Source organism: Streptococcus infantis (assembly GCF_047464615.1).
Taxonomy (GTDB): domain Bacteria; phylum Bacillota; class Bacilli; order Lactobacillales; family Streptococcaceae; genus Streptococcus; species Streptococcus infantis_Y.
This window is the reverse complement of sequence record NZ_JASHBO010000020.1, coordinates 1-20,437: the sequence shown is the minus strand read 5'-3', so window position 1 is coordinate 20,437 and position 20,437 is coordinate 1. Positions and strand designations below refer to the sequence as shown.

Here is a 20,437-nt window from a genome sequence, read left to right as displayed (position 1 = left end):
AGTAAAAACGTTTAAAATATTTTCAACAACCTATCGAAATCGACGTAAACGCTTCGGATTACGAATGAATTTGATTGCTGGCATTATCAACCGTGAACTAGGATTTTAGTTTCGCAGGAAGTCTATTGTAAAATAAAGTGTTTTTCCACTTCCACCAGAAATAGAGAAGGGATGGGGAGCTTGTTCAAAACCTTCTTGAAAAATCTTAAGAAAGGCAAATTGTCCGTACTTATACTGGAAAGGTTTGCTAAGCTTAATTTCAAGCTCAGTTGTATCATGGTTGAGGTGCTTGATACCAATAATTTTACCTAGATGAGTAAAACTCATTTGTTGATAAAGGAAAATGATGTAAAATCCAGCGATTAAACCAAGAATTGCATAGATTCCAACCAGAAAACTGAGGAGACTGAGACTGAAGAGTCGTTGACTCATCATCATGTATACGTGAAGAAGTCCAAAGATATAGGCTAGATACACAACACGATGAATCCATCTCCAAGCTTCGTATTGGAGATATTGACCAAGGTAAGCAACTAAAACGATACTGATAAATATATAGATACCAATATTTCCTAATTGAGCTGCGAGCCGAGAACCCCATAATCCTCCCATGCTAAAGTTATGAAATAAAAGGAGTAGGATGGATAAGAATGCTGTAAACTTATGAGCAGAATACATATTTTCAAGTCCATTAAACCACTCTTCTAACAAGGGTAAACGTGTGGCAAGGATAAAGGTCAGTGAAAGTGTGGTTAAAGCTAAGCCAGGAATCAGGAACTGTGGACTCCCAGAACTCAGCCACACCAGGATAGTCACTAGCATGCTAGCTACAATAAATAAAATGCCTTTTATTGATTTCATATAAAAATTCCTTTCAAAGAGATATATTTTGAAATGTTGTAACAAAATATGTTACATTCTATCAAAAAAAGAGAAACTCGTCAAGAAAGAGATTGAAGAGTATAAAAATAGAAGCCGAGATAAAAATCCCGACCTCGATTTTGATTAGCAACGAGCTTTTGAAAATGAATTAAAAATGATTCTTCCAGGCTTGGAAACGAGCATCCAGCAGGAGTTGTGTCAGATTTTTTAAGATTTCAACTTGTTCAGGTTCCAGTGTCTGGGCTTGAGAAACAAGTTGTCGAACATGGTCAATAGCATTTTTAGAAGACAGTTCATTAATGGAACTGATTCCAGATTCTAGAATGGTACCAAAGAAGAGATCGAAGTAGAGCTCAAGTTTCTCATCGGGAACACTATCCACCCATTCTTTGAGAGTGTCTTTGATTTGGAGACTTTCGCTACTGATGGCCTCTAGTTGGACAAAGTGGTGTCCCTCTGTCAGCCAACTAAAGGTACTGTGTTGGGCGATACCGCCGAGAGCTGTAGACTTGACGACGATAGGTGTATCAGGGACTTCTAGCATCATGCCAATAACAGATCCCTGTGGGACATAGCGGCGAATTTTAGGGATAACATCTTGATAACCAGTCGTTTCTGTCAGATGAGCCTGCAAACCAGGAGCGTCATAGGTATAAACTGCTGAGATCTTTTCCTGCAATTCAGGTTGGATTTGACTTGCAGCATAGACGGCTAGATTCCCACCTTTAGAATGTCCAGCAACCATGACTTTTTGTTTTGGATGTTGTTTAAAGAAATCTTCCAAGTATTCAAGAGCGTGCCTTTGGGCAGGGATTTCCTTCATGTAGGTCATATGGAAATCTTCTTTCCAACCAATAATACTATCGTCTGTGCCACGAAAGACAATCAGATAAGTATCTAGGTTCAGACGATAGGTCATAGCAGCGAACTGCTTTTGAAGTTCTGTATCGACCTCGTTGACAAAATTAGAAAGCTTGCAATTTTTAAAACGTTTGTGTTGGGCAAGCTGGTCTAAAAGTTGCAGACGTTCTTTATTGGTCAACATGGTGCTTTCTCGAGGGACACGTGTTGCGACATCGCTTAAACGATTGACAGGCTGGTCCAATAGGTTATCAAAAGGAAGATAAGTCAGCTCTGTCAAAGCAAGTACATCCAGTTCATTTAAGGGAAGATCATAAAAAGAATCGTATTGAACATCAGTTAGATAGTCAAAAATATTGGCCATGAGAATTCCTTTCTTAACTTTTATCATATCAGATTTGCATCAATTTCGCTAGTAGTCAGAAGAATTTTGCTATAATATAGAAAAAGGAGGAGCAGATGCATAAGATTTTACTAGTAGAAGATGATTCAGTAATCCGTCAGCAAGTTGGGAAAATGCTCTCTGAATGGGGCTTTGAAGTAGTCATGGTAGAAGACTTTATGGAAGTTCTGACGCTATTTGTTCAGTCTGAACCTCATCTGGTTCTCATGGATATTGGATTGCCTCTCTTTAATGGTTATCATTGGTGTCAGGAAATTCGCAAGATTTCCAAAGTTCCTATTATGTTTCTGTCTTCAAGAGACCAGGCTATGGACATCGTGATGGCTATTAATATGGGAGCTGACGATTTTGTGACCAAACCTTTTGACCAGCAAGTCCTTTTAGCCAAGGTACAAGGATTATTGCGTCGTTCCTATGAATTTGGAAGGGATGAAAGTCTCCTAGAGTATGCTGGAGTTATCCTCAATACCAAATCTATGGATGTGCATGTCAATGGCAAAGCTATCAGTTTAACAAAGAATGAATTTCAGATTTTACGAGTTTTATTTGAGCATGCTGGAAATATCGTAGCGCGTGATGATTTGATGCGGGAACTCTGGAACAGTGACTTTTTTATCGATGACAATACCTTATCTGTTAATGTCGCTCGCTTGCGCAAGAAACTGGAGGAAGAAGGTTTGATTGGTTTTATCGAAACGAAGAAAGGGATAGGGTATGGATTGAAACATGCTTGAACTTAAAAGTTTTTTTCTAGCTTATATCCGTTCGCGTAGTCATTTTTTCGCTTTTATCCTGTTTTTGACGGGTCTCCTTTTTCTTTTTGAGGTCCTATTTGCTAATCAAGGTCCTTACTTTAACTATTTTTTCCTTCTATCATCAATTTTTACTTTTATTTTCTTGATATGGGATTTTTGGGTGGAATTTCAACGTTATCGTAAGGAATTGCTCTATGGCGAAAGAGAAGCCAAGTCACCCATGGAAGTCCTTCTAACCGAAAAATTAGAGAAAAGCGAATCTGAACTCTATCAAAAGAAATCAGATGCTGAAAATCGCTACAATGATTTAGTGGACTACTATACTCTCTGGGTGCATCAGATCAAGACGCCGATTGCAGCCAGTAAACTCCTAGTGAGTGAGGTGGCAGATCGCCAACTCAAGCAACAGTTGGAACAGGAAATTTTTAAGATTGATTCCTATACCAATCTTGTTCTTCAATATCTACGCTTAGAAAGCTTCCACGATGATTTGGTGTTGAAGAAAGAAAATATAGAAGATCTGGTCAAGGAAGTCATTCGCAAATATGCCCTTTTCTTTATCCAGAAAGGTCTTAGTATCAATCTGCATGATTTGGACAGAAGCATTGCTACAGACAAGAAATGGTTGTTGGTAGTCATTGAACAAATCCTGTCAAATAGCCTCAAGTACACAAATGCAGGTGGAATTGAAGTCTATATGGATGGTCAAGAACTTTGCATCAAAGATACTGGGATTGGTATCAAAAACAGTGATCGGTTGCGAGTCTTTGAACGTGGATTTTCAGGCTATAATGGTCGAATAACCCAGCAGTCATCTGGACTTGGGCTCTACCTGACCCAAAAAATTAGCCAAGAATTAGGACATCAAATCCGTATCGAATCTGAACTTGGTCAAGGGACGACTGTGCGCATTAAGTTTTCAGAAGTAAACCTACTGATTGAGTGAAAAGAATTACTAAGAGCTTGGAAGAATCCTTTCAGGCTCTTCTTTAGACCTTGTTATGGTAAGAAAGCAGGCTTCAATCAGATAAAAAATTGTAATCTTACAAAAATGTAAGATTACAGACCTCTTTTGTAAGGTTATGTTATGGCAAGCTATCTTCATTTGGAGTAAACTTATAGCATAAAGAAAAAGGAGAGAAACCATGAAAACAATCTTACAAAAGACACATACAAGTAAACCAAGTCCAAAAGAGATCGAGCGAGTTCAGCTCGGTTGCGCTATTATGCAGGCTCAGTTTCAATTAATGGGATATTAAAAAGGAGATTATCATGACACTATTAGATGTAAAACACGTTCAAAAGATTTATAAAACACGTTTCCAAGGCAACCAAGTAGAAGCCCTGAAAGATATTCACTTTACCGTAGAAAAAGGCGACTACGTTGCTATCATGGGGGAGTCTGGTTCTGGTAAATCAACCCTACTTAATATTCTCGCCATGCTTGACAAACCAACTCGTGGTCAGGTCTTCCTAAACGGAACAGACACAGCAACCATTAAAAATACTGAAGCATCAAGCTTCCGTCGTGAAAAGTTAGGTTTTGTCTTCCAAGACTTCAATTTGTTAGATACGCTTTCTGTTAAAGACAATATCTTACTCCCTTTGGTATTGTCTAGAAAGCCTATTACAGAAATGATGAAAAAATTGGTTGTAACAGCTGAAAATCTTGGCATCAATCAATTGCAGGAGAAGTACCCTTATGAAATCTCTGGTGGACAAAAACAACGTGTAGCAGTTGCACGCGCCATCATCACAGAACCAGAAATTCTCCTCGCTGATGAGCCAACTGGTGCCCTAGACTCTAAATCGTCTGCAGCCCTCCTTGATATCTTTGATCAGATCAACGAGCAAGGGCAAACCATTCTTATGGTGACCCACTCAACAGCAGCTGCTAGCCGTGCAAAACGTGTTCTTTTCATCAAGGACGGTATTCTCTATAATCAAATCTATCGTGGTGAAAAGACGGATCGTCAGATGTTCCAAGAAATCTCTGACACCTTGACTGTTATGGCAAGTGAGGTGAACTAGTATGTTTCGATTAACCAATAAGTTGGCCATATCCAACTTAATCAAAAACCGCAAACTCTATTATCCGTTTGCTTTGTCTGTCATTTTGGCAGTCACTATCAGCTATCTCTTTTACTCCCTAGCCTTTAATCCTAAAATTGTGGATTTACGTGGTGCATCTGCTATACAATTTACCCTACAACTAGGGCTTGTCGTTGTGACATTTGCATCTGCCATTATCGTGCTTTATGCCAATAGTTTTGTCATGAAAAATCGCTCAAAAGAACTGGGTGTATATGGCATGTTGGGTCTAGAAAAACGCCATTTAATTGGTATGACTTTTAAGGAACTCTTGATATTTGGGCTAGTAACAGTCACTGCCGGGATTGGAATTGGTGCCCTCTTTGATAATCTGATTTTCGCTTTACTACTAAAACTTGCAAAGATGAAGGTAGAGTTAGTTGCAACTTTCCAATGGTCTGTAGTGCTTTCAATCCTTCTGGTATTCGGTTTTATCTTTTTAGTCATCGTTTTCCTGAACGCTGTACGCATTATCCGTATGGATGCTCTCCAGCTTTCTAGAGAAAAAGCAAAGGGTGAGAAGAAGGGGCGTTTCCTAGTTCTTCAGACACTTGTAGGGCTAATTACTCTAGGTGGTGGCTACTACCTAGCACAAAGCGTAAAAGATCCAGTTTCAGCGGTCTTAACTTTCTTCATAGCCGTTATGTTGGTCATTTTTGCAACCTACCTCCTATTCAATGCAGGTATTACAGTTTTCTTGCAGTTGCTCAAAAAAAACAAGAGATATTACTACCAACCAAATAACCTCATCTCTGTTTCTAACCTTATCTTCCGTATGAAGAAAAATGCTGTCGGATTAGCAACCATTGCCATCCTTTCAACCATGGTTTTGGTTACTATGTCAGCAGCTACTAGTATCTACAACGGATCTGAGAATATGAAAAAACTCATGTATCCTCATGATTTTGATGTTAAGGGACAACATGTAGAAGTTGAAGATTTAGACAAGCTTTTGACTCAATACGCTAGCGAAAAGAACCTAACCATCAGCAATAAGGACGTCCTCAATTATGCAAGTTTCGGTCTTTCGAGTCAAGAGGGGACCAAATTAACCACCTTTGAAAAAGGGCAAAACAATGTCATGCCTAAGACAGTCTTTCTGGTTTTTGATCAAAAAGATTATGAAAAAATGACTGGACAAAAGCTAAACCTTACTGGTAATGAAGTAGGACTTTGGGCTCGAAATGATCAACTTAAAGGTCAAAAAGCATTCAGTCTGAACAATCAGGACTATACGATCAAGGAAGCAATCCAGCAAGATTTTGTTATGAATCATGTTTCAAATCAATATGTTCTCTTGGTATCGGATTATAACTATCTAGTTGTACCAAATCTTCAAAACTTTTTGGAACAATACCAAGATTCCGCTGTCTACACTCAGTTCTACGGTGGTATGGATGTAACAGCTAGTCTAGAGGAACAGTTAAAGCTATCTGATGATTTTGATGCGTATGTGAACAATTTTAGTCATAATCTCAAGAGTGAAGATGCTATGGTTTATAATGGAACTACTAAAACTGATGCAATTGCTGAAATGAACGCTCTCTTTGGTGGAATTCTCTTTATCGGTATTTTCCTCTCTATCATCTTTATGGTAGGTACTGTACTGGTCATTTACTATAAACAAATCTCAGAAGGTTATGAGGATCGTGAACGCTTTGTCATCCTGCAAAAAGTGGGCTTGGATCAAAAACAAATCAAACAAACCATTAACAAGCAAGTCTTGACTGTTTTCTTCCTCCCTGTAATCTTTGCTTTCCTACACTTGGCTTTTGCCTATCATATGTTAAGTTTGATTCTTAAGGTCATTGGGGTAGTAGATACAGCTATGATGTTAAGTGTAACACTTTCTATTTGTGGTATCTTTGCCCTCATCTACGTACTTATCTTTATGATTACTTCAAGAAGTTATCGTAGAATTGTTCAAATGTAAAAACAGAAACATCAAAAAAGAGAGTGGGACAGAAATCGTTAATTCGTTAGAATTCGATTTCGTTGTCCCACCTCCGCACAGTTGAGTAGGGCTGTAAAAGTTGATGAAATCAGCGTAGTAGAGCCCACTCAACCACTGCGTCTTGCTCCACAAACCAAAGACAATTGAGAGGCTAGGACTTTTGTCCCAGCCTCTTTTTTTAGTAGCTGGGATTTTGTCCCAGGTTTTATCTCTTATTTCTCAACACGTGATTTGTTGGCGATATCAGCTAGGATTGCTGCTACAAATTCATCATGTTTAAACATTAAAACGGTATCTACTTTCAGAGGAGATATCGTTTTTCTTCTTCGGATAAGGATACAAAAATTTCTTCCTTTCTCTATCTTTTAAATGAATTGATTTCTTCAGAGAAAGACTGTAAAATTTTTGATATAATATGTAGAATGGACTGACGGGTATTTAAAAGATAATGTTCAAAAGAATTACAGATGAGAATTAAAAACATGTCAGTTTGGACAGAAGTCTCTCTACCATCATCCATGCAGAAACAAGATTATATGAAATAAAAGGAGTAACCAATGTCCGGAAACTATTCAACACGTGAATTCCGCGAGAAACTATATGATGACCTTCATGTTCGATTAAGAGATACAGTGATTTTGATGTGTGCGATTTTTATTGCCTCTATAGGTCTAAATATGAATTCAACAGCTGTCGTTATTGGAGCCATGCTGATTTCCCCTCTTATGACACCGATTGTTGGACTGGGGTTTGGTTTAGCTATTTTTGATACGCGTTTAATCAAGCAATCTCTACAGGTTTTATTTACTCAAGTATTGGTCAGTTTGCTTGTATCGACTCTGTATTTCTGGATTTCTCCCTTATCTTATGCAAGTAGCGAGTTGATTGCACGAACCTCTCCAACCATTTGGGATGTTCTTATTGCTATTGCGGGTGGGATAGCAGGTTTCATTGGTTCAAGGAAAAAAGAAGCAAACAATATCGTACCAGGAGTAGCCATCGCAACAGCTCTGATGCCACCTATCTGCACTGCAGGATATGGTTTAGCTAATGGAAATGTACGATTTTTATTTGGGGCTCTTTATCTTTTCTTGATCAACTGTGTCTTTATCATGCTAATCAACATTGTTGGAACAAGAATTATGATGAGAAAATCTCCCTTAAGTTCATTTAAAGAGCTAAACATTAAAATGAGAATTGGGTTGATCTCCTTGATTGTATTATTGGTTCTTCCAGCCAGCTATTCAGCAGTCACTCTGACGATGGATCAAGCACGAAAAGAAGGGATTAAGCAGTTTGTAGGCAAAGAGTTCGCCAATCATACGGTTATTAATCAAGTCTACAAGTCAAGGAGCAATGAATTGGTCTTGACAGTTGTTGGAGATCCGATTTCAGAAGAAGAATTAGAAACCATCCGCCAAAAACAAGCCTCTTACGGTATTCAATCTGTTCAATTAAAAGTCAATCAAGTCCATAATTCGACAAAATTAGATAGTGAGGCGACCAAGGAATTTTACGAAATCATTAACCAGTATATCGATCAAAAACTCTCTGAAAAAGATTCACAAAAAGATATCGTAAAAGAAAATGAGGCAGACAAGGACTGAGGATAGTCAACTTATCTAACTCATGGAAGCAAATCTTGGGAGGATATCCTATATCCAAAAGTCAATGGATAGAAAGGATCGTTGATGAGGTACTATTTGTGGTGGTTTGACCAATCACTACTAGCTCAGATTAAATAAAGAAGCAACAACGTTTTCAGTTGTTGCTTCTTTATTTAGCTGGAATTTTTATCCCAGGTTTTATCGTTTATTTTTCAACTCGTGATTTGTTAGCGATGTCTGTAAGAATCAATTCTACAAATGCATCTACCGGCATAGTTTCAGTTTCTTTTTGACCATAACGGCGAACGTTTACAGCCTTCTCTTCCATTTCCTTGTCTCCAACGATTAATTGGTAAGGAATCTTTTGAGTTTGAGACGCACGAATCTTGAACTGCATTTTTTCATTGCGCTCATCCACATCTGCACGGACACCACGGTCACGGAGCTTCTTAGCCACTTCCCAAGCGTAGTCCACATGTTTCTCGTTAGAAACTGGGATAAGGGTTACTTGGTGTGGTGCTAGCCATGTTGGGAAGGCCCCCTTGTAGTTCTCAATCAAGATAGCTGTGAAGCGTTCCATAGTTGAGATAACCCCACGGTGAATCATAACTGGACGGTGTTCTTCACCATCAGCTCCGATATATTTAAGGTCGAAGCGTTCTGGGAGCAAGAAGTCAAGCTGGATTGTAGAAAGAGTTTCTTCTTTACCAAGAGCTGTCTTAACTTGGATATCCAATTTTGGTCCGTAGAAGGCTGCTTCCCCTTCAGCTTCAAAGTAGTCAAGTCCCATGTCATCCATAGCTGATTTCAACATACGTTGAGCATTTTCCCACATTTCATCATTATCAAAATATTTGTGAGTATCTTGAGGATCACGATATGATAAACGGAAACGATAGTCAGTCAAGTTGAAATCTTCGTAAACATCGATAATCAATTGAAGCGTACGTTGGAACTCATCTTTGATTTGTTCAGGTGTTACGAAAGTGTGACCGTCATTAAGTGACATTTCACGTACACGTTGAAGCCCTGTGAGAGCACCAGATTTTTCATAGCGGTGCATCATACCGATTTCAGCAATACGGATTGGCAATTCACGGTAAGAGTGAACGTGGTGTTTAAAGACTTCGATATGGTGAGGACAGTTCATTGGACGAAGAACGAATTCTTCCCCGTCTCCCATATCCATAGTAGGGAACATATCTTCACGGTAGTGATCCCAGTGACCAGAAGTCTTGTAAAGTTCTACTGAGGCAATTGGTGGAGTGTAGACGTGTTGGTAACCAGCAGCGATTTCCTTGTCGACGATGTAGCGCTCTAATTCACGACGGATAGTAGCCCCATTTGGCAACCAGAACGGAAGCCCTTGTCCAACTTCTTGAGAAATCATGAAGAGGTCAAGCTCTTTACCAAGTTTACGGTGGTCACGTTCCTTAGCTTCTTCACGCATTTGAAGGTAGTTTTTCAAGTCTTTCTTGTCGAACCAAGCTGTACCGTAAATACGTTGCATCATAGCATTGTCGCTATTTCCACGCCAGTAAGCACCAGCTACGTTAAGAAGGTGGAAGATTTGAATACGACCAGTTGAAGGCACGTGAGGGCCACGGCAGAGGTCAACGTACTCACCTTGACGGTAGATGGTCAAGCCACCCTCATCTTCTGAGTGTTCTTCGATCAATTCTAACTTGTATGGATCGTTTTTGAAAATTTCACGCGCTTCATCTTTAGTCACTTCCTCACGAATAGATGGGAAGTTTTCTTTCACGATTTTTTGCATTTCTTCTTCGATACGAGGAAGGTCTTCGTTAGAGATTTGACCAGCTTGGTTGTCTGTATCGTAGTAGAAACCATCTTCAATAGCTGGACCGACACCCAAGTGGATATCTGGGAAGAGACGACGAGCAGCTTGGGCAAACAAGTGTGCAGCCGAGTGACGCAAGATTGGAAGGGCATCTTCGTGATCAGGTGTCACGATTTCGATGCTTCCATCTTCAGTGATAGCACGAGTAGTGTCGATGAGTTTGCCGTTGAATTTACCAGCAAGAGCTTTTTTAGCTAGGGAATTGCTGATAGATTGGGCAATTTCAAAAGTAGTAACGCCAGATTCGAATTCACGAACAGCGCCATCTGGGAAAGTAATTTGAATCATGATTTTCTCCTTATATTAGTTATCCATTATTTCTAAAGTAGAAGTGTTTCCCTATTTTGCAGTCTTAAATAAAGAAAAACAAAAAAGCGACATCCAAAAAGGACGTCGCAACGTGGTTCCACCTTCATTTATGTTCCTCGAAAAAGAGGGACACCTCTGATTGGCTCTAACGTGGCCACCGTTTTATGTTTGCATAAAAGTCAGTAGAGTAGTATCAGTATAGTCTTCCTATGCGTTCTCAGCAACCACGCACTCTCTGGTAGAAAGGTTCTAAGTGACTTGTCTCTATGCATTATTATAGCATGATTGTGAGATTTTTCAAGGTTTTTGTGAAAGTTTTTTGTTTTTCAGTTTTTGCACTAGATTCTTAATAGCGGCACCGACAGCCATACCCGCGAGGGCAAAGATTTCATAGGCTAGGAAGTAGAGAAGGATAAATTCTCCGAAAGTAATGATGGTAAAGCAAAAGAGCAAGCCAACTCCAATTAACCACCAAACTGAGAACTTGAAACGATAAGAGTAGAATAGTGATACTATGAAAGTCACCAGTGGAGAGAAGATAATAACGTTGCCGATGGTGAGCTCCTTCAAGATATAGTTTTCAGTAATAGTCCATAATAACAGCTGGTAAAGTGGCCAATAAAAGAAAAATATGACCAGATAGTAGGGGAGATATTGCGAGAATTTACGCATGGTAATCACCTCTCTTTTCAAGATGTCAACTTAGATATCCTTCCTATAACTATTATAGCACATTTGCGGTAAGAATAGTAAATCAGTTGACAAAGAACTTAGTTATTGGTAGAATAGAAATTGTCGTAAAGACAAATAACTTCTTCTTGGTTACAGGCATGCCAACCTGTCACTCGGATGAAGCCAAATAAAAAGGAGAAACATCATGGCAATCTCAAAAGAGAAAAAAAATGAAATCATTGCACAATATGCACGTCACGAAGGTGATACAGGTTCAGTAGAGGTTCAAGTTGCTGTCCTTACTTGGGAAATCAACCACCTTAACGAACACATCAAACAACACAAAAAAGACCACGCTACTTACCGTGGATTGATGAAGAAAATCGGTCGCCGTCGTAACTTGCTTGCATACTTGCGTAAAAACGACGTTAACCGTTACCGTGAGTTGATCAACTCTCTTGGACTTCGTCGTTAATTCAAGATACAAAGGCCGTCAAAAGCACAAAGCAAAAATAGGAAAATTGACGAAGAAACTTCAGTTTCTAGGAGATTTTATCTTTTTTGCCAAGTGCTTAGGCTGTGTTCAATTGAGCACATCTTGAAATAAGGCTACTCTAGTTGAGTAGCTTTTTATTTTTGTCACCTTACCTCGATATACTCAAGTATAATCTTCGGTTACGGTTCCTAGCACTGTAAGGTAAAATAAACCAGAATGATCTCCCTTCGGGGAGATTTTTTGTTTTACTAACATTTTTGTACAATCTTTGGCTTGCCGTATAGTCTACAAACGTTTTATCCAGCAAGAATCAAGCTCTCTGACTTCAGGGAGCTTTTTTATTGAGGTTTTATCGGCCACAATTTTGGAGACTACAAAAACCTCAAATGGTAGTAGTCTGCAAGACCCTCAAATGGTAGTAGTCTGCAAGACCCTCGGAGAGCCCACACTTTACGAAGTAAAGTATAGTATGTTATACTTTACATGGAAGTAGTCACCGAATTCCAGTTAGAAATTACTTTGTAACTACGTTTTGAGGAGGAGTAAAATGCTTTCCTATGTTCGATATTACCCACTAGCGATAGCTAAATTAATGTGTCTGTGCTCTCCTAAAATCTGCTGATTTATTACTGACTAATACAGGAGGTTTTTTATGGAACAGACAATCATATCTGCTATTGGTGTTTATATTTCCACCAGTATCGATTATTTAATTATTTTAATTATTTTATTTGCACAGCTATCACAGAATAAACAGAAATGGCATATTTATGCGGGGCAATATCTAGGAACAGGCTTACTTGTAGGGGCGAGTTTAGTTGCTGCTTATGTCGTTAATTTCGTGCCTGAAGAATGGATGGTTGGATTGCTTGGTTTAATCCCTATCTATTTAGGGATTCGCTTTGCAATTGTTGGAGAAGGTGAGGAAGAAGAGGAAGAAATTATTGAAAGATTAGAACAAAGCAAGGCAAATCAACTGTTTTGGACAGTTACATTGCTGACAATTGCGTCTGGCGGAGATAATTTAGGTATCTATATACCTTATTTTGCTTCGTTAGATTGGTCACAGACCCTCGTGGCGTTGCTTGTGTTTGTAATCGGCATAATTATCTTATGCGAGATTAGTCGGGTGTTATCCTCTATTCCGTTAATATTCGAGACAATTGAAAAATACGAGCGAATCATTGTACCCTTAGTATTCATTCTACTTGGACTATACATCATGTATGAAAATGGCACGATAGAGACTTTTCTGACCGTGGAGATTTTTTAGTTTACTAGGATTTTAGCCCATGATCAAATCAGCCCTCTGACTTCAGAGGGCTTTTTTGTGTGCATTTTTCTAGTCTTGCTCATGATTTAGAAATGTGGTATACTGTTTATTAAAATTGTCAAAATTTTTAATCTTTGTTAAAGGAGGGGTTCATGCTTTCCAAATTTTCTGGAAGCCGACAAGACCAGCAATTTGTGTTACTTTTAGTTGTTTTGCTAGGTATTTTAGGGATTTCTCTTTTTCTGGCAGTTTCTATGGGGTCTGTTCAAATTAGTTTGAATGATACCTATCGGATAATTTTGAGTCAGTTAGGGGCTCCTTTTGAGATAGGAGACATTTCAAAGTCTACGCTTGCTATTGTTTGGAATATGAGATTGCCACGGGTTTTTCTTGCTTTGATTGTTGGTGCTGGCCTCTCCATGTGTGGTAGTGTCATGCAGTCAACGGTCAACAATCCAATAGCAGAGCCCTATGTATTAGGAATTTCAGCCGGGGCAACCTTTGGAGCAACTTTGAGTATTATTCTTGGTTTTAAGGTCATGATTGGTCTAGGTTCTTTCCTAGGAGCGATTTTAGCAACAGTTGCAGTTCTTCTCATTGCGTCCATGCAGGGTAGGATGACAACTTCTAGCTTAATCTTATCGGGTACGGTAGTGAATGCCCTATTTTTGGCTTTTTCAAACTTTATTATCTCTATCGGGGCCAATGCTGATAGCGTTATGACCATCAAGTTTTGGACCATGGGTTCTTTAGCGGGGACCTCATGGGCTCACTTAACCTTGCCAACTATAATCGTGGGAATCGCTTTTTTATTTTTCTCTACACAATATCGTGTTTTCAATGCCATGATGATGGGAGATGAGGCGGCTTTGACCTTGGGAATTCCCTTGCGTTTTTACTGGTATCTCTATGTGACGATTGTAGCTGTGATGACAGCTATCTTGGTATCGACCTGTGGGATTATCGGTTTTGTCGGTTTGATTACACCACATTTGGCCCGAAGTTTGGTTGGTACAAACTACAAAAGGCTATTTCCGATAGCTACTTTACTAGGTGCCCTCTTTGTCGTCTGGGCAGATGTCTTTGCTCGCGTTTTGATTCAAAATGCTGAGCTACCGATTGGAATTTTCACAGCACTAGTAGGTGCCCCCTTCTTTATCTACATGGTTGGAAGTAGACGAAGGGAGGTGAGGGTCTGATATGGACTTAATGTGTCAGGATATTCACTTTGGAATCGGAGAGAAAAAAATTCTCAAAGGAGTCTCACTTAAACTTGAGGGCAACCAATTTCATACCATTTTAGGACCAAATGGCAGTGGGAAGACTAGCTTGCTGAAACTCCTCTATCGACAGGAAAAGCCTGATCAGGGCTTGATTTCTCTAGATGGAAAGCCACTGGAACAATTGAGCGTCAAGGAAACGGCAAAGCAGATGGCAGTCGTCACGCAGTTTAATCAGTTACAATTTGATTGTAGGGTTGAGGAAATCGTCATGCTGGGCAGAACACCCCATCTCTCTTTCTTACAAAAGGAAAAAGAAAAAGACTTTGCCTTGGTTGAGGATGCTCTGGTCAAGGTAGATATGTTCGAAAAGAGAAATCGACTCTACTCTTCTCTGTCAGGAGGAGAGAAGCAGCGGGTTTTGTTGGCACGCGCCTTGGCCCAAGAACCGACTCTTCTGCTCTTAGACGAACCGACCAATCATTTGGATATCAAGTACCAGCTAGACTTGTTAACCATTGTCAAACATCTCAATATCAATGTACTAGCAGTATTACACGATATTCAGCTAGCTTGTCGCTATTCAGACTATCTCTACCTAATGAAAGAAGGAGAGATTGTTTACCAAGGGACTCCAAAAGAGACCATCACTCCTGAGTCTTTGCAGGCTGTCTATGGTGTCCAAAGTAGGGTTACTTGGACGGAAGACCAGCAAGCCATGATTCACTATTTATAAAAAATGAAAAGGAAAACAAACATGAAAAAATCAATCAGTATTTTGCTCCTAACAGTAGCTACCTTAACTTTAGCAGCTTGTGGAAATAGTGCAACAGAAAAAGCTACTACACAATCAAGCGCAGAGACAAGTCAAAAATCTACTACAGAAACCAGCTATCCTGTAACCATCAAAACTTATGATGCCAAAGGAAACGAAGTCGAACAAGTCTTTGAAAAGGCACCTGAAAAGGTTATTACCAACAACCTATCAACAACTGAAATCCTACTTGAACTTGGTTTGAAGGATAAAATTGCCGGCATGCTCAACCCTGATAATGCTGTAACTGGTAAATACAAGGAAGCAATTGAAGCCATCCCTCATATTGGGGATAAGAAATCAGTCTCACAAGAAACGGTTCTTTCTTATGAACCAGACGCTTTGATGGGACGTAATATGATGTTCTCTGAAAAGTCAATGGGAACTATCAGTGCTTGGAATGAAAATAAAATCCCTGTTTATACGCAAAAAGCTTCACTTTCAAATATCCAACAAGATTTGGGAAATATCGTAGAAGACGTGAAGAATCTTGGTACCATTTTCAATGTCCAAGACAAGGCAAACCAATACGCAGAGCAATTGCAAGCTAAAATCGATGCGGTTAAAAAAGCAAATCCAGAAACACAGGGTGAAAAGAAAAAAGCTTTGATTATGGTTGCTTATAACGATGAAACCTTCGGTGCCTACAAGTCAGCCCTTCAAGAAAGTTTGCTCAACCAACTTGGTTACACAAATGTCGCAACAGGAACTTCTGGCTTAACTTTGGAAAACTTAGTATCAATGGATCCAGAGTTGATTATCTATGTAACCAGCGACCGCAATCAAAAATTGGATGAAAAAGCAGTGGATTTGATGAAGGCAAATGCTGTTTTGGAAAATGTACCAGCAATCAAGAACCAAAAAATCATGAGCATCTCTTACGATGAGTTGATGGACTACGGTCCAGCAGTGATTGATTCCCTTGAAAAAATCAATGACTTTATCAAGAAATAAGGAGTTTAACTGGGAAGGGATTCGTGTTAGAGTCATTCTTCCTTCAAACTATGACTCTAAACAAGCATACCCATTGATTCTTTTAAATGATGGTGAACTGGACTATTTATCAAACCTATCCCAATTTGTGATCTTAGTAGGTTTGATTCCAGAAAATCGTCTGGATGACTTTACACCTTGGAAAGCTAGTGCGTTGAAAGAAGGGGCGCCAGATTTCGGTGGGAAGGGAGACGACTACCATCAGAAGCTCTTTCAAGGAATTCTAACAACTCTAAAAAAATCCTACTTGATAGATGAAAGCAGGATTGCTTATGGTGGCTATTCACTGGGGGGGCTTGCTGCTGTCTATAGTCTCTATAGTAGTCATCTTCCTGCGACCTGTATCTTTTCTGTCTGTGGTTCTTTCTGGTATCCAGAATTTATAGACTTTTGCAGGGAACATACTTTGATGCAGAGCCAAAGCCTTATTTATCTGCAAAATGGTCAGACAGAAGGTTCCAATCATTCCAACCGCCTGTCTAAGGCTCCTCTTTTTGCAAGGGATCTACATAATTTAATTTCAGAAGTAGTTCCCTCAACTTATTCCACTTTTGATGCTTACGGGCATCATGAAGCTCTCGTCCAACGCTATCAACATTTTTGTGATTGGCTGAGAGAAGAGTGGAAGCTTACGTAAAAATCTAATACTCTTTGTTTAGGATGGACAGAGAGTATTTTTCTTGCCTTTAATCGGGTATGTTTTCACATTTCGGAGTGATTATCCAAACCGAAAGTTTAACTGAAATGCAGCAAAATGTGGTATAATGAGTAGATAGATAGAATCGAGGATATTATGTCATTTACGAAATTTAAATTTAAAAAATATATAGAAGAAGCTTTGGAGGAGTTGAAGTTTACGACTCCTACCGAGGTGCAGGATAAGTTGATTCCTATTGTCTTGGCAGGTCGTGACTTGGTTGGTGAATCAAAAACAGGTTCAGGAAAGACTCATACTTTCTTGCTTCCAATTTTCCAACAGTTGGATGAAGAGAGCGATAGCGTGCAGGCAGTTATCACAGCTCCAAGTCGTGAATTGGCGACTCAGATTTACCAAGCTGCTCGTCAAATTGCAGGCCACTCGGATGTAGAAGTACGTGTAGTTAACTACGTTGGTGGAACAGACAAGGCGCGTCAAATTGAAAAACTGGCAAGCAACCAGCCCCATATTGTTATCGGGACTCCAGGTCGTATCTATGATTTGGTAAAATCTGGTGATCTTGCCATCCACAAGGCTAAGACCTTTGTAGTCGATGAAGCTGATATGACCTTGGATATGGGATTCTTGGAAACAGTTGATAAGATTGCAGGAAGTCTTCCGAAAGATTTGCAGTTTATGGTCTTTTCAGCGACTATCCCACAAAAATTGCAACCATTCTTGAAAAAATACTTGTCTAATCCAGTTATGGAAAAAATCAAGACCAAAACAGTTATCTCAGATACCATTGATAACTGGTTGATTTCGACTAAAGGTCGTGACAAGAATGCCCAGATTTATGAATTGACTCAAGTCATGCAACCATACTTGGCCATGATTTTTGTCAATACTAAGACTCGTGCAGATGAATTGCATACATATTTAACAGCCCAAGGCTTGAAGGTTGCTAAGATTCATGGAGATATTGCTCCTCGTGAACGCAAACGGATCATGAATCAGGTGAAGAACCTTGATTTTGAGTACATCGTTGCGACTGATTTGGCTGCGCGTGGGATTGATATTGAAGGTGTCAGCCATGTTATCAATGATGCCATTCCACAAGACTTGTCCTTCTTTGTCCACCGTGTTGGACGAACTGGACGTAATGGTCTGCCTGGTACAGCCATTACCCTTTACCAACCAAGCGATGATTCTGATATTCGTGAGTTGGAGAAATTGGGAATTAAGTTTGTACCTAAGGTGGTTAAAGACGGAGAATTCCAAGATACCTATGACCGTGATCGCCGTGCCAATCGTGAGAAGAAACAGGAAAAATTGGACATCGAAATGATTGGCTTGGTTAAAAAGAAAAAGAAAAAAGTCAAACCAGGATATAAGAAAAAAATCCAGTGGGCTGTCGATGAAAAACGTCGTAAAGCCAAGCGAGCAGAAGGTCGTGCTCGTGGACGTGCAGAGCGAAAAGCTAAGCGCCAGACATTTTAAGAATAAGACAGTAGAACCAAGTCGGTTTTACTGTTTTTTTGAGCAATTAAGATTAGTTTTGTGAGATTGTGTCCGATAATGCTTCCTACTTGTAGTTCAGGCTTGTTCGATAATAGCAGAGTAGTGAGAAGAATGGTATAAAGAACAATTAAGAAAGTACCTAAATTGTTAAAAGTTCTTAAGGGCAGAAGAAGATTAAGATTTTTAGTTGTTAAAATGTTGTCAAAGTAAAATACATCAGGTGTTTTTTGATTCATAATTTAATAATTTTGATGCTAAAAAGATAATAAAAACGTTGAAATCGTTTATTTCAATCGTTTTTTTGAAGGCTTTGTAAAAAAAATATTTTTATCAGGAATTATACGAAGTTATAAATTTGTACTTGTACATATTAAAAATCATTGAATTTGTTGTTTATATGGTTATAACTATATCCAGATTAGATATTTATTTAAGTGAATCTAGAAACCTCTCAATGCTTTCCTTTTTGTCAATACTCTCACCCACAATAGGGATTACTCCTCTTGCTCTTAATACTTTCTCTTGAATAGGGTTAGGTGTAGGAAGAAAAATATACGATTGAGGACGATTTGAATTATTATTACTCTTTTTCCATAATTGATCTAATTTATAAATCAGTATTCTAATGTTTATATCTGATAAGCTGTAGCCTAAAAATAAAATTGATTTGCTTAACATATCTGCTCTTAATTTAATATCTAAAGGTGATTCAAAAGCAAGTCTTTCAAAATAATCACTCTCAGCAAGGACAATTGATGAATCTGAAATTGTATCACCATGAAATTTTATAATCTGAGTACTATTTTTCTTTATATTAACTAAATCATCAACACTTACAATCTTTGTATATTCTTTATTATTTAAAGAAAAAGCTTTTTCTAAACAGTGATCATAATTTGTTGTATAAATTATGGGAAAATTCATATTTACTATAGCGGAATGGACTGTAGAATTTAGGATTACATTATCATCCACATTCCATTGAGTATCCATCCAACTTCTTAGTTCTCCAATATGCCCCTTATTTATTTTGTAATATTCTGCCAATGTTAATGCATCTCCGTAGCAAGAAAAAATAGTTTCGTCATAACCTAAATCGGTTGCAATATAATCAATAAGTTCACTCCAAGTGGGTAAGTTAATAGTGTTTGAAACACCTGCTCCTACAAATAAGATAACCTCACCGTTCTTAATATCTTTTTTAAGCTTATTCATCATGATGACTCTCCTCCAAAAAGGATTTCAACTTATATAATGCTTCTTTTCTCATAGAAATATCATTCTTTTTTAAGCCCATATCTGCAAAAGTTTTATCATACCCCTCCGGTTGAAAAACGCAATCCCATTGGAAATCGCGATTTCCTCTTGGAGGAGATACGATTGTTCCTTTAATTTCTCCTTCAAATGTTGATATTTTTTTCCCATCACAGAAGGCTACAATAGTTTTTGCTGTAGCCGAAGCTGTCCCTTCTTTAGAAAAAAATTCACTAAAATTATCTGCTTGCAATGAATCCCAAAAAATTTGTGTTAAACCTCCCGGTAAATTGCCAAAGTCTTCTATAAGTAGTCCAGTTTGTTCTACTATAACCGGTCGTCCTATTTCTTTAAAACCTTTGATTACTTTATCAGTTACAATTTCAATCATATCATCACTTTGGATTTCATTAATCTTTTTATTGAAAGATTTTATTTGTATATTCGTTGATCCAAGTATATCACTGACCTCTTTGATTTTATATTTGTTCGAGGATAAAAAATAAATTTCCATATTATCTCCTATAATCCTATTATTTTAGTTAGTTAATTAAATAATAAAATATAAATTTCTTTTTTCTTAGTATAACATATTTATGACGCAAATTTCTATTATCAAATTAAGAAGATTTAGTTTAGATATTGAAACATAGTTTTAGTTGTAAAATATTGTCAAAGTAAAATAAAAAGCCTTAGAAATATTGATTTTGTACTGACCCCAAAAAGTTAGACAATTAATTTATTCAAAGGATTTAGTTCTGTATTGCACAGGACTGAGTCCTTTTAGTTTTACCTTAATTCGTTTATTGTTGTAGTAATCAATATAGTCTACAA

At 38.3% G+C, this 20,437-nt stretch carries 18 protein-coding genes and 2 pseudogenes; 13 read left to right on the top strand and 7 right to left on the bottom strand.

Annotation, left to right across the window (positions count from 1 at the left end; all coding sequences use genetic code 11):
* A pseudogene (locus QM450_RS09800) lies at nt 1-109 on the top strand (IS5/IS1182 family transposase); the annotation flags it as partial.
* Between the two features lie 14 nt (nt 110-123).
* Here QM450_RS09800 and QM450_RS09795 read toward each other — a convergent pair.
* Nucleotides 124-861 (bottom strand): annotated as a pseudogene (locus QM450_RS09795) (oxidoreductase); the annotation flags it as partial.
* Between the two features lie 169 nt (nt 862-1,030).
* Nucleotides 1,031-2,107, bottom strand: coding sequence for a DUF2974 domain-containing protein (locus QM450_RS09790; RefSeq protein WP_414320466.1), 1,077 nt, complete (start codon nt 2,105-2,107; stop codon nt 1,031-1,033).
* A 95-nt stretch (nt 2,108-2,202) separates the two neighbouring features.
* On the opposite strand from QM450_RS09790, the gene QM450_RS09785 reads away from it, so the two are divergent.
* From QM450_RS09785 to QM450_RS09765, 5 genes are all read left to right on the top strand, one after another.
* Entirely contained in the window at nt 2,203-2,880 is a 678-nt protein-coding gene (locus tag QM450_RS09785) for a response regulator transcription factor (RefSeq protein ID WP_414320465.1), read from the top strand.
* Nucleotides 2,873-3,847 carry an ATP-binding protein gene (locus QM450_RS09780; protein WP_414320464.1) on the top strand — a complete coding sequence of 325 codons (975 nt, stop codon included), beginning with the start codon at nt 2,873-2,875 and terminating at the stop codon, nt 3,845-3,847. The genes QM450_RS09785 and QM450_RS09780 overlap by 8 nt, the downstream gene beginning before the upstream one ends.
* 326 nt (nt 3,848-4,173) lie before the next feature.
* Entirely contained in the window at nt 4,174-4,932 is a 759-nt protein-coding gene (locus tag QM450_RS09775) for an ABC transporter ATP-binding protein (protein ID WP_070459777.1), read from the top strand.
* A 1-nt stretch (nt 4,933) separates the two neighbouring features.
* Complete coding sequence (locus QM450_RS09770) at nt 4,934-6,925, top strand: ABC transporter permease (RefSeq protein WP_414320463.1); 1,992 nt, start codon at nt 4,934-4,936, stop codon at nt 6,923-6,925.
* 578 nt (nt 6,926-7,503) lie between these two features.
* Nucleotides 7,504-8,553, top strand: a complete 1,050-nt coding sequence (locus QM450_RS09765) for a DUF389 domain-containing protein (protein WP_414320462.1) — start codon at nt 7,504-7,506, stop codon at nt 8,551-8,553.
* Between the two features lie 205 nt (nt 8,554-8,758).
* Here QM450_RS09765 and thrS read toward each other — a convergent pair whose 3' ends face one another.
* Nucleotides 8,759-10,702 (bottom strand): threonine--tRNA ligase, encoded by a 1,944-nt coding sequence (gene thrS / locus QM450_RS09760; RefSeq protein ID WP_414320461.1) that lies wholly within the window; start codon nt 10,700-10,702, stop codon nt 8,759-8,761.
* Between the two features lie 318 nt (nt 10,703-11,020).
* Nucleotides 11,021-11,395 (bottom strand): hypothetical protein, encoded by a 375-nt coding sequence (locus QM450_RS09755; RefSeq protein ID WP_414320460.1) that lies wholly within the window; start codon nt 11,393-11,395, stop codon nt 11,021-11,023.
* Nucleotides 11,396-11,600: 205 nt separating this feature from the next.
* Between QM450_RS09755 and rpsO the strand changes: the two genes are divergently transcribed.
* The 7 genes from rpsO to QM450_RS09720 all read left to right on the top strand — a co-directional run bounded on the left by rpsO (nt 11,601) and on the right by QM450_RS09720 (nt 18,328).
* On the top strand, nt 11,601-11,870 hold the full coding sequence (rpsO, locus tag QM450_RS09750; protein ID WP_001018251.1) for a 30S ribosomal protein S15: 270 nt from the start codon (nt 11,601-11,603) through the stop codon (nt 11,868-11,870).
* Nucleotides 11,871-12,543: 673 nt separating this feature from the next.
* On the top strand, nt 12,544-13,164 hold the full coding sequence (locus tag QM450_RS09745) for a CadD family cadmium resistance transporter (RefSeq protein ID WP_414320459.1): 621 nt from the start codon (nt 12,544-12,546) through the stop codon (nt 13,162-13,164).
* Nucleotides 13,165-13,316: 152 nt separating this feature from the next.
* Nucleotides 13,317-14,363 carry a FecCD family ABC transporter permease gene (locus QM450_RS09740; RefSeq protein WP_414320458.1) on the top strand — a complete coding sequence of 349 codons (1,047 nt, stop codon included), beginning with the start codon at nt 13,317-13,319 and terminating at the stop codon, nt 14,361-14,363.
* Between the two features lies 1 nt (nt 14,364).
* Nucleotides 14,365-15,120, top strand: a complete 756-nt coding sequence (locus tag QM450_RS09735) for an ABC transporter ATP-binding protein (protein WP_414320457.1) — start codon at nt 14,365-14,367, stop codon at nt 15,118-15,120.
* A gap of 21 nt (nt 15,121-15,141) precedes the next feature.
* Nucleotides 15,142-16,152: an ABC transporter substrate-binding protein gene (locus tag QM450_RS09730; RefSeq protein ID WP_414320456.1), complete on the top strand. Its 1,011-nt coding sequence runs from the start codon at nt 15,142-15,144 to the stop codon at nt 16,150-16,152.
* Entirely contained in the window at nt 16,133-16,828 is a 696-nt protein-coding gene (locus QM450_RS09725) for an alpha/beta hydrolase-fold protein (RefSeq protein ID WP_414320455.1), read from the top strand. Before QM450_RS09730 ends, QM450_RS09725 begins: the two co-directional genes overlap by 20 nt.
* A 156-nt stretch (nt 16,829-16,984) precedes the next feature.
* Entirely contained in the window at nt 16,985-18,328 is a 1,344-nt protein-coding gene (locus tag QM450_RS09720; RefSeq protein ID WP_414320454.1) for a DEAD/DEAH box helicase, read from the top strand.
* A gap of 447 nt (nt 18,329-18,775) precedes the next feature.
* Here QM450_RS09720 and QM450_RS09715 read toward each other — a convergent pair whose 3' ends face one another.
* The 3 genes from QM450_RS09715 to QM450_RS09705 all read right to left on the bottom strand — a co-directional run.
* A complete protein-coding gene (locus QM450_RS09715; RefSeq protein WP_414320453.1) occupies nt 18,776-19,567 on the bottom strand; it encodes an SIR2 family protein in 792 nt (263 codons plus the stop codon).
* Nucleotides 19,557-20,117 (bottom strand): non-canonical purine NTP pyrophosphatase, encoded by a 561-nt coding sequence (locus tag QM450_RS09710; RefSeq protein WP_414320452.1) that lies wholly within the window; start codon nt 20,115-20,117, stop codon nt 19,557-19,559. Before QM450_RS09710 ends, QM450_RS09715 begins: the two co-directional genes overlap by 11 nt.
* Nucleotides 20,118-20,342: 225 nt before the next feature.
* A partial coding sequence (locus QM450_RS09705; RefSeq protein WP_025173758.1) for an IS3 family transposase occupies nt 20,343-20,437 on the bottom strand: 95 nt, incomplete at its 5' end.